At 54.7% G+C, this 9457-nt stretch carries 11 protein-coding genes; 6 read left to right on the forward strand and 5 right to left on the reverse strand.

Going from position 1 to position 9457, the window contains the following annotated elements; genetic code table 11:
• Positions 1 to 116 precede the first annotated feature (116 nt).
• Genes ACTF5G_RS09230 through ACTF5G_RS09255 form a run of 6 tightly spaced genes read left to right on the forward strand, consistent with a single transcriptional unit; the run spans position 117 to position 4671 of the window.
• Positions 117 to 1157 carry a glutathione S-transferase family protein gene (locus tag ACTF5G_RS09230; protein ID WP_438952522.1) on the forward strand — a complete coding sequence of 347 codons (1041 nt, stop codon included), beginning with the start codon at positions 117 to 119 and terminating at the stop codon, positions 1155 to 1157.
• A gap of 30 nt (positions 1158 to 1187) precedes the next feature.
• Positions 1188 to 2135: an NAD(P)H-dependent flavin oxidoreductase gene (locus ACTF5G_RS09235; RefSeq protein ID WP_438952523.1), complete on the forward strand. Its 948-nt coding sequence runs from the start codon at positions 1188 to 1190 to the stop codon at positions 2133 to 2135.
• 45 nt (positions 2136 to 2180) lie between these two features.
• Positions 2181 to 2570: a hypothetical protein gene (locus ACTF5G_RS09240; RefSeq protein ID WP_438952524.1), complete on the forward strand. Its 390-nt coding sequence runs from the start codon at positions 2181 to 2183 to the stop codon at positions 2568 to 2570.
• A 48-nt stretch (positions 2571 to 2618) separates the two neighbouring features.
• Positions 2619 to 3665: an acetyl-CoA C-acyltransferase gene (locus tag ACTF5G_RS09245; protein WP_438952525.1), complete on the forward strand. Its 1047-nt coding sequence runs from the start codon at positions 2619 to 2621 to the stop codon at positions 3663 to 3665.
• Between the two features lie 20 nt (positions 3666 to 3685).
• Positions 3686 to 3982, forward strand: a complete 297-nt coding sequence (locus ACTF5G_RS09250) for a putative quinol monooxygenase (RefSeq protein WP_438952526.1) — start codon at positions 3686 to 3688, stop codon at positions 3980 to 3982.
• Positions 3983 to 3987: 5 nt separating this feature from the next.
• Complete coding sequence (locus ACTF5G_RS09255; RefSeq protein WP_438952527.1) at positions 3988 to 4671, forward strand: glutathione S-transferase family protein; 684 nt, start codon at positions 3988 to 3990, stop codon at positions 4669 to 4671.
• A gap of 386 nt (positions 4672 to 5057) precedes the next feature.
• On the opposite strand, the gene ACTF5G_RS09260 is transcribed toward ACTF5G_RS09255, so the two are convergent.
• The 5 genes from ACTF5G_RS09260 to ACTF5G_RS09280 all read right to left on the reverse strand — a co-directional run.
• Entirely contained in the window at positions 5058 to 5930 is an 873-nt protein-coding gene (locus ACTF5G_RS09260) for a haloalkane dehalogenase (RefSeq protein ID WP_438952528.1), read from the reverse strand.
• Between the two features lie 14 nt (positions 5931 to 5944).
• The gene (locus tag ACTF5G_RS09265; protein ID WP_438952529.1) at positions 5945 to 7030 is read right to left on the reverse strand and encodes a DUF2855 family protein; all 1086 of its coding nucleotides are present in this window, start codon (positions 7028 to 7030) and stop codon (positions 5945 to 5947) included.
• A 216-nt stretch (positions 7031 to 7246) separates the two neighbouring features.
• On the reverse strand, positions 7247 to 7963 hold the full coding sequence (locus ACTF5G_RS09270) for a hypothetical protein (RefSeq protein ID WP_438952530.1): 717 nt from the start codon (positions 7961 to 7963) through the stop codon (positions 7247 to 7249).
• 116 nt (positions 7964 to 8079) lie between these two features.
• Positions 8080 to 8721 (reverse strand): hypothetical protein, encoded by a 642-nt coding sequence (locus tag ACTF5G_RS09275; protein WP_438952531.1) that lies wholly within the window; start codon positions 8719 to 8721, stop codon positions 8080 to 8082.
• Between the two features lie 139 nt (positions 8722 to 8860).
• On the reverse strand, positions 8861 to 9457 hold a 597-nt coding region (locus tag ACTF5G_RS09280), incomplete at its 5' end, for a sulfatase-like hydrolase/transferase (protein WP_438952532.1).

A 9457-nucleotide genomic window follows, 5' to 3' on the forward strand; every position in this document is an offset into this window, starting at 1 on the left:
GAAATGGTGGTCTGTCCCCGATTTCCTGGGCCAAGGTTTACATAATGGCATTATATGTGTCAATATGCGACCCCGACGTGTTGATGGCAGGCATAACCGCGATAAGGAAACTTATTATGGCGTCACAAGAACCGATTCGGCTGGTTGGTGGTACAGCGTCACCGTACACGCAGAAGATGGTGTCTCTGCTGCGCTACCGGCACGTACCCTATGCGATCAGTTGGGGGCAGCCGGACCAGGCCTGCGATGCCCTCGGGGTTGAAAAACCGAAACCTATTTTCATGCCTACCTTCTTCTTCGAGGAGGGCGGCGAGACCCGGGCCGAATGTGACTCCACGCCCATTATTCGCAAACTCGAATCAATGTACCCCGGCCGATCTGTGCTGCCGCAGAACCCTGCGCTGGCGTTTATCGACTACCTGATTGAGGATTTCGCCGACGAGTGGTGTACCAAGTACATGTTCCACTATCGCTGGTATCCGGAGATAGATGCGGACAATGCCGGTACCCTGTTGCCTCTGGGTATGGATGTAAGCTTAGCCAACGATGCCCTCCAGCATTTCAAGAATTTCTTCGCAGAACGCCAGATCGGCCGCCTGTATGTGGTGGGTTCCAATGACACTACCGCCCCGGTGATCGATGCCAGCTATCGCCGTTTCCTGGCAGCGATGGAAAATCACCTGACCAACCAGAAATTCATGCTCGGCGGCCGCCCGGGCGCCGGTGACTTCGGCCTCTACGGTCAGCTCACCCAGTTGGTCGGTTTCGACCCGACTCCCCGGGCAATTACCCACGAGTTGTCGCCGCGCACAGTGGCCTGGGTGGATCTAATGGACGACCAAAGCGGCCTTCAGCCGCAGGATTCGGACTGGATCAGCCTTGCTGATCAGCCCGACAGCCTGCGTGGCCTGATGGAGGAGGTCGGGCGTGTTTACGCACCAGCCCAGCTTGCCAATGCCCGGGCAGTCCAGGCCGGCGAGAAAACCTGGGAGGCGGAAATCGATGGTAGCGCCTGGACCCAACAGACTTTCCCCTACCAGGCCAAGTGCCTGAAGTGGACAAACGAGCGCTATCAGGCACTCAGCGAAGATGACCGCGCTAGTGTAGACGCGCTGCTGCAGGGTACTGGTGTTGAGACCATGCTGACCGCATCGTGAGCGCAGCCAATTAAAGAACAGGAATTACCCATGGCCGAAAAACCAATCCAAAACCGTGTTACCGCAATGACGGGCACCGATTACCCCATCATCCAGGCCCCCATGGGCTGGATAGCCCGGGCCCAGCTGGCGGCCGCCGTCAGTAATGCCGGCGGGCTTGGCGTTATCGAAACAGCGTCGGGCGAGTTCGACAATATCCGTGCCGAGGTCGCGAAAATGCGCGACCTGACCGACAAGCCCTTTGGCATGAATGTGGCCCTGTCTTACGTCAAGGGCACCAATATTATTGATTTCGTGATCGATCAGGGCATCAAGTTCGTCACCACTTCTTCCGGCAGCCCGAATGTGTGCACCCAAACCTTCCAGGAAGCGGGAATCAAGGTTTTCCACGTGGTGCCGACCCTGGATATGGCCCTCAAGGCGATCGACTGCGGTGTCGATGGCCTGGTGGTGGAAGGTGGGGAGGGCGGTGGCTTCAAGAACCCCAGCCCGGTCTCCAGCATGGTGTTGCTGCCGTTGATCCGCTCCCGGGTTGATGTGCCGATTATTGCCGCGGGTGGTATTTGCGACGGCTTGTCCATGGCGGGCGCCTTTGCCATGGGTGCCGAAGGGGTGCAGATGGGCACCCGCATGCTCAGCTGCGCCGATTCACCGGTTCACGACAACTGGAAGCAGGCAGTGATGGATGCCAAGGAAACCGATACGGTATTCCTCAACCAGGCCTCGCGCCCGGCACTGCGCGCCCTGCGCACCGAGCGCACCGAAAAGTTGCTGCCCAAAGGGGCAATCAATGTGATGGAGAACCTGGCGGGAATCCCCCAACTGTACTTCGGTGGCGACATGGAGGCGGCGATACCGCTCTCCGGCCAGGTAGTAGGGCGTATAGACGCGGTGAAGAGCGCCGAGGATATCCTGCAGGGCACCATGTCCGGGTTCTATACAGCCATGGACAGCCTGGCGTCGGCCTATACCGGCTAAAGGCGCGCCATGCCCGGCACCAATTTGAAGAGAGGAGAACTGACTATGAATATTGGAGCTTTACTTGCATGCGCTGCGTTGCTCATGGCGCCCCTCGCCATGGCGGAAGACATCGCCGGTTTCTGGAAGCACGCCGAGGAGCCAGGCTGGATCGAAATCACCACCACCGGAGAGCTGGGTAAGGGTGTCGTGGTTCGCAATGACGTATACGCCGAGCGCGTCGGCCGGGAAATACTCAAGGACCTGCGTGCCGACGACAAACAACAGGGCCTCTGGCGCGGCCAGATCTACGCCGAGAAGTTGGGCGAGTACAAGGATGCACAGATCAATTTATCCGGGTCAGGCGAAATGGAGATCAAAATCAAAGTGGGCTTTATAAGCCGTACAGTCGACTGGGTTCGTGTCGATGAGGTGCCTGAAAATCCCGGTAATTAAGCTCGCAGGCCAGTCCAGGCTCCGCGAGAGACCTAAAGGAGAAAACACATGAAAGACGCAGTAATCGTATCGACCGCCCGCACACCAATCGCCAAAGCCTACCGCGGCGGCTTCAACAACCTCGGTGGCGCTTCACTGCGCGCGGCCTCAGTGACCACTTCCGGTATGACCATTGATCGCCAGTGCTCCTCCAGCCTGATGGCCGTGGCCACAGCCGCCAAGCAGGTGATGCACGACGGTATGGATGTGGTTGTCGGCGGTGGGCTCGATTCCATCTCCCTGGTGCAAAACGAGCACATGAACCTGCACCGCATGGTTGACGAGGAATTGATGGCCATGCACCCGAATATCCACATGCCGATGTTACAGACGGCGGAAGTCGTGGCGCAGCGTTACAACATCTCTCGTGATGCGATGGATGAATATGGACTGCAGTCGCAGCAGCGTACAGCAGCTGCTTATGAAGCCGGCAAATACGAAGATGAACTGGTACCAGTCACCTGTAAGCGCACGGTCTGGGACAAGGAAACCGGCGAGGCCTCTGAAGTGGAAGCTACAGTGGAGCGCGATGAGGGGCTGCGCGCCACTACTGCAGAGGGCCTGGCGGGTCTGAAAACAGTGGTCGACGGAGGCACTATCACCGCGGGTAACGCCTCTCAGTTGTCGGATGGTTCCTCCGCCCAAGTGGTCATGGATGCAAAACTGGCCGAGCAGAGAGGTCTCGAGCCCCTGGGTATCTACCGCGGTATTGCCGTGGCCGGGCTGGAGCCTGACGAAATGGGTATCGGTCCGGTTTACGCGGTTCCCAAACTGCTCAAGCAGAACGGCCTGTCAGTTAACGACATCGGCCTGTGGGAGTTGAACGAGGCATTCGCCGTACAGGTGCTTTACTGCCGTGACCAACTTGGCATCGATAACGACAAGCTCAACGTCAATGGTGGCGCGATTTCCATTGGCCACCCCTACGGTATGAGCGGCTCGCGCATGATCGGCCACGCCCTGATTGAGGGCAAGCGCCGCGGTGTGAAGTACGTGGTGATCACCATGTGCGTGGGCGGCGGTATGGGAGCAGCCGGCCTGTTTGAGGTTGCCTGATTTAAAATAGGAGAACGACTATGGCTATTGGCCTACTTGCAACAATTACGATACAGGAAGGTAAGAACGCGGAGTTTGAGCAGGTGTTTCTGGACCTGACCGAACAGGTGCGGGCGAATGAACCCGGCAATATTTTCTATGCCTTACATCGCAGCAAGACAGATCCGCAGGTGTACAAGGTAATGGAGCAGTACGACAGCGCCGAGGCCCTGGACGCGCACGGCAAGGCCGCGTACTTCCGCGAGGCCAACAAAGCCCTGGGAGCCCTCGTGGCAGCTCCCCCTGAAATAGAAATTCTCGACGCTGTAGAGCGGTGATGTAAATGATAGACCTGTACACCGCACCGACCCCGAACGGCCATAAGGCCTCCTGTACCCTTGAGGCTCTGGAAATACCCTACGAGACGCAGTTCGTGAACATCTCCGAGGGCGAGCAGCACAAGCCTGAGTTCCGGGCGATCAACCCGAATGGGCGGATACCAGCCATCGTGGACCGGGAAATGGGTGACTTCGCGGTGTTCGAATCTGGTGCCATCATGATCTACCTGGCGGAAAAGGCCGGCCGGCTGCTGCCGACCGATGCCAGGGGCCGGTCGCGGGTTATCCAGTGGCTGATGTTCCAGATGGGTGGAGTGGGCCCGATGATGGGGCAGGCCAACGTGTTCTATCGCTATTTCCCGGAGAAGATCCAGCCGGCTATCGACCGCTACCAGAACGAGTGTCGCCGCCTGTTCGAGGTGCTCGATGGCCACCTGGCGGACAACGAGTGGTTGGCCGATGATTATTCCATCGCCGATATTGCCAACTGGTGCTGGGTGCGCACCTATAAGTGGTCCGGTGTATCCATAGAAGGGCTGGAGCATCTCCAGCGTTGGTTGCGAGTTATGCGTGAGCAGTCTGGAATGACAGCGGGGATTGAGGTGCCCTTCAGTCTTGGAAACTTGTTGGAAGACGAGAAGGAAGCGGCAGACTTTGCAAAGAACGCACAGAAAACGCTGCAAACCTGAAGTTAACAGGCCTGGGGAGCGCGCTGTGGAATCGTGAACGGGCTTTCAGCGGGAAACGCCTCTGACTCTGGCGATAGACTGTGAGGGCGTTTCTCCAAACCAACGCTTGAAACTACGCCGAAAGCTGGATACTGAATTAGTGGCGATTCATACTGCCGATAGCGGCAATGCTCAACCAATTGATATCATTGATAAATTAGTAATTCGCCAGGCACACCTTCTTGCGGAAATAACTGCGGGGTTTTGCTGTGTAGTAGGAAGCGTAAGAGCCATATAGGGTGTAATGAGATGTCATAGACGCTCCAATCGACTATCGGCCGTTTCTCTAAACTGCTTGGTCTAAATTACGTGCGCTCAATAAATGCCAGGAGTTCTTCTGCCAGAACTTAGGGCGCTTCCTCCTGGGAAAAGTGACCGACATTTTTTAGCATTTTGTGCTCCTGACCCTGGCAACCCGGCACATGATTTTGCAAATCTTTTTCCATTCCACGAGACACGGGGTCCTTATCGCCAAGAAGGGTAAGCATGGGCTTATCAAACTTGCCGAGCAGATCCCAGGCTTCCAGGTTAGATGCGATCTCGGGATGATCAGGGTAAAGAGTAATCAACAAGGGGAATTTCACGATACCAGCCTCAAACTTTCGCCGTGGGAATGGTGCACGGTAAGCTGCGAATTCGGCGTCGGAAGGCTGCACTTTGCCGCGAAAGCCACCTCGAAACGCCCACTTCCACGGAAAACCCGGTGCAAACTTCATGACTTTTAGCCACAGGCGGAGAAAGGAACTCCGCTCTGCACCAACCCCGGTGGGAATATTGGAGTTACTAACGACAACCCGATTAAAGCGCTCAGGATTACGGGCGACGAGATCAAGGCCCAATGTACCGCCCCAATCCTGGCAGAATAGCGTTATGTTGGTGAGATCATTCGCCAGTAGCCGCTTGCTCATCCACTGTTTGTGACGCTCAAGCGCGTAGTCTTTTCGTCTGGCAGGCTTGTCTGACCGTCCACACCCAACCAAATCTACCGCAATAATCCGACGACCACTCTCCTCCAGCAGTGGAATCATATGGCGATAAAGATAGACCCACGTAGGATTACCATACATTAACAAAATGGGGTCCGAATCCGGTGGACCCACGTCAATGCTATGCACGCGCAGTTCTGTACCGTCATCGTCAGTGATGGCCGTGTAGGTTGGCAAAAAATCGTAGTCAGGTAAGTTTTCGAACTGTTCGTCTGGAGTACGCAGTACCTTCATCTCTTTCGTCCGAATCAATCAGCCCGCAGGGACACCATAATGCCCTGCCTGCCTGAGATCTTATTGTCGAGCATGTCGCGCCAGACCTGGGCACAAGCCTCAGCACCATCATGCCGCTCCATTTTCAGTAATTCCTTCAACTCCATCGCCAACGCAGCGCTGGCAATCCCGCCCTTCTGTGCGAGCACTCCAACCCCCCAATCTGCATTGCGTTTATCAATTTGTGCCGGTGCAAAAAAGAATTCAGGCCGGGCTCCTGGTAGTTCACCCTCCACTGATCCAGCTTCCCAGTGCGTCATGCCAACGAATTGGCTGTTCTTCATATTATCTTTGAGATAGTGATGCAGTCTTGCACGCAATGGCTGGTCACCCGCCATATCAACATCCACTGAGGGCACATTAGAGAGGCCCTCCACACTGTCATATTCAACAACCTCATTATAGAGCCCAAGGTCATTCACGAAGCCCATGTTCGGCCCAGAGGTTAAACCCACCACCTTGCCGCCAAAGTTGTTTTCCCTGATAAATTTGGCCAGGCCATAACCAGTCGTCGAAGAAGCTGAGCCAACAATCACTTGCTCAGCACCGAACCAATTGTTGTCCTCAAGAAAGTCAGCGATTACATAGCCCGTGATAAAAAGCGGGAAGAATACGCAGCGTTCGTCTTCAATGGCCTGCATCTCAGGAGGTTCTGCTCGCGTGCGAGAATACTGGTTATAAAGCGCGGGCAACTCCTTTCGATGACTCGCCACGTCCATGAAATTTTCATCCCTAACACGGCCCGGCCTCAAAATAAGCTCCGTACTCATTGGAAGAAATCCGTAGAGGCGCTCACCGACTTCGATTTCCGCGCTATTACTCTCTACCACATCCGCCATGCCCCACACCGTAACCTTACCCCAGGGTTCCTCGCCCGTTGGAAAGAAGTTCCAGTAGCCGATCATGTCACCGGATGCAGCATAACTGACGTTGTTTGCGGTGAGCGCAAACTTGTCGATAGCCACGCGAATCTGGCCATCCTCCAGCACGGCTTGATCCTGCTGAATCACCCGCGTGTTTCGGTAGTCGTTTCTATCAATCCAGAGTTCGGTCATGCTCATAGCGAAATTCCTCTAATTATGGCGCGGCTACTGGCCGCTTCTATTTACCCATCACATAAAGAATAGCCTGCACACATTGTTCCGGCTGGTCCTGCTGTAAAAAGTGTCCTGCCGGAGAGATGGTACGGTGTTCAACACCCTCGCACCCGGTCAGTTCCCGGTGCTTCCTGCGACCTGCGGAACAGCTGACGTTTTTCCCAACCCTATCAATAATTCTTACAGGTCAGATAGCGTACAAACTCTGCGCATTCGGGCAATCTCTCTTAGGCCAGTACTCTCACCTGTACCCGAGAATAGGCCAAGGTCAACATTCCAAACCAGCTCGTCTACACCGTCTTCAGCGATTTCCAGTCGCCGTATAACCGGCGTCAACCCTGCCGTATTGAATTGCAGTTCGTTGGCCTCGTAGATCAGAGCAACGGCGATTGGCGCAGTGCAGTTGCTGCCGGCCCTGAAGTCATTGACCCCGTCGCTAACCCGCCCAGTGGCATAGCCACCATGAATGTAGTTAAAACCGCTGATGATCACGAGGTCGCCGCATTGTTCCACCCGCTCCGAATGTCCTGGGCTACTCCAGAGTCCGCGCATATCCGGCACACCTTCCGCCAGCGGTTCGGTACATGTCGAAAGTACTGGCTCTTGCCACTCACTCTGACAGATGCCCTCTGGCGATAAACTACCAAACGTGCCTCGAAAGCTTTCAGCCAGGCGCGCTGGTTCCTGCGGCCCCGGCAACTCTGGTTCACACCCGGCTTCAAAGGCGGCATTCGGTGTGGGGCCTTCGCGAGGGGTTAGGGAGGAGTCATCACCTTCACCAGAACATCCCGCCAAGCAGGTGACAAAGCCCGTGCAGATTATGACGAGCAGGCTTGCCCTGACTCTTCCGATAACTGCGCCTAACCGTGAATCGTGGATGTCACGTATTTTGGTCATAGACCTCTTCGCTCCTGGCTTGAATGCGTATTCATTTCGTCTCGTTCTAAATTGGTGCTATCGCAGATTCTGATAAGCGCATTTAGAATGCGACTTGTGCTGGCACTACCTAGCAACTAGGTCGGTGAACCAGGTCTATGTTTAACCACCCAATTCTGTACAAGTGACGCGAGCAAGATCAATACTAACAACACTGTCACTGGTGGGCGCAAAGACATGCTAAATGAAATACTTGTAGGGTACGATATCGTTCTTTCAATGGCTGCTAGCTTATAGACATGCCCGTCCGAAAACGCAGGGTCGACAATTAGTTCGACCAAATCACGACGACTTCTATAGCGCATCATCGCGGCCATACCGAAGCTTAGGTTGTTTTTGGCGTTCCAACTATCGATGTTGCCCCCAACTCTGTGAGCCTGAAAGACCGGGTGACCGCCCCGTTTTAACAAGGCTAGAGTAAAAGGCTCTATATATCCGCTAAGCAGTTGTGATGCACTCATCTTCTCGCGAGAAACCGGATGTTCAACCTCACCAGAGCGAAGCTGGACCAGGTTAAGCATCACAAACTCTCCTCCATCATCCTCCTCGAGAAAGGTTCGAAACGTTTTCGCATCTGTGTGTTTTTTACCTTCCGCATTTTCGAATGTGGTCATGAAGGCTTCTATCTCGTCGGCCGTAATCGGGCCACTCCAGTTGAAGTACCAAAGTGAAAAAAGGCCATAGAGTATCGGCACCAGAATCCAAATTCTCCACAACACGCTAGAAGCTCCTCAGTTGTTCATCGATATCTGCGAAAAATTCCGCGCCTTGGCTTTCTACTGGATCAATAGAATTCTTGTAGTACATGTTCTTCCTCACTTGAAGGGACCGGATTTCACAACCGTTCGTTGATTTTCTCTAGTTCGACCAGCGGATGTATTCATCATCAGGCTCGTCTGGCTGCGTAAGGTCTTTGTCTATATTCACAGCTGACACGCCGGTTGCCGGCCAGGACGATGGGAGTTGCTCGGAATTGTGCTTGGCCAACTCTGACAATAGCACTTTAACTTTTTCGGGATTTTCCGAAGAAAGGTCATTCTGCTCTGTTGGATCATTTGTCAGGTCGAATAGCCATGTGCGGCCCGGCGGGTCGCTGACGTTGAGTTTCCATCCATCCACTAACGCGGACTGCGAAGCCCCGCTGCGCCAAAAAAGCCTTCGATGTGGAACACCATCCCGCGTGCCATTGACAAACGGTAAGAGGTCAGCACCGTCAATAGTTCGGTCTGCTGGCAGTTCGGCTCCAGCTGCGGCCGCGATCGTTGCGAAGAGATCGAAGTGGTGAACCGGGTCAGTAAATGTTGCGCCAGCTGGAATTCGCCCCGGCCATTTGACAAAGAAGGGCACGTGTATACCACCTTCAAAAAACGTCAACTTCCAGCCACGATATGGCTTGTTTACGTCAGGTAAACCAATATAAGGGGCTCCCCCGTTGTCAGAAGTGAAGAGAACTAA

It is taken from the genome of Porticoccus sp., from assembly GCF_965660005.1.
Classification (GTDB): domain Bacteria; phylum Pseudomonadota; class Gammaproteobacteria; order Pseudomonadales; family Porticoccaceae; genus Porticoccus.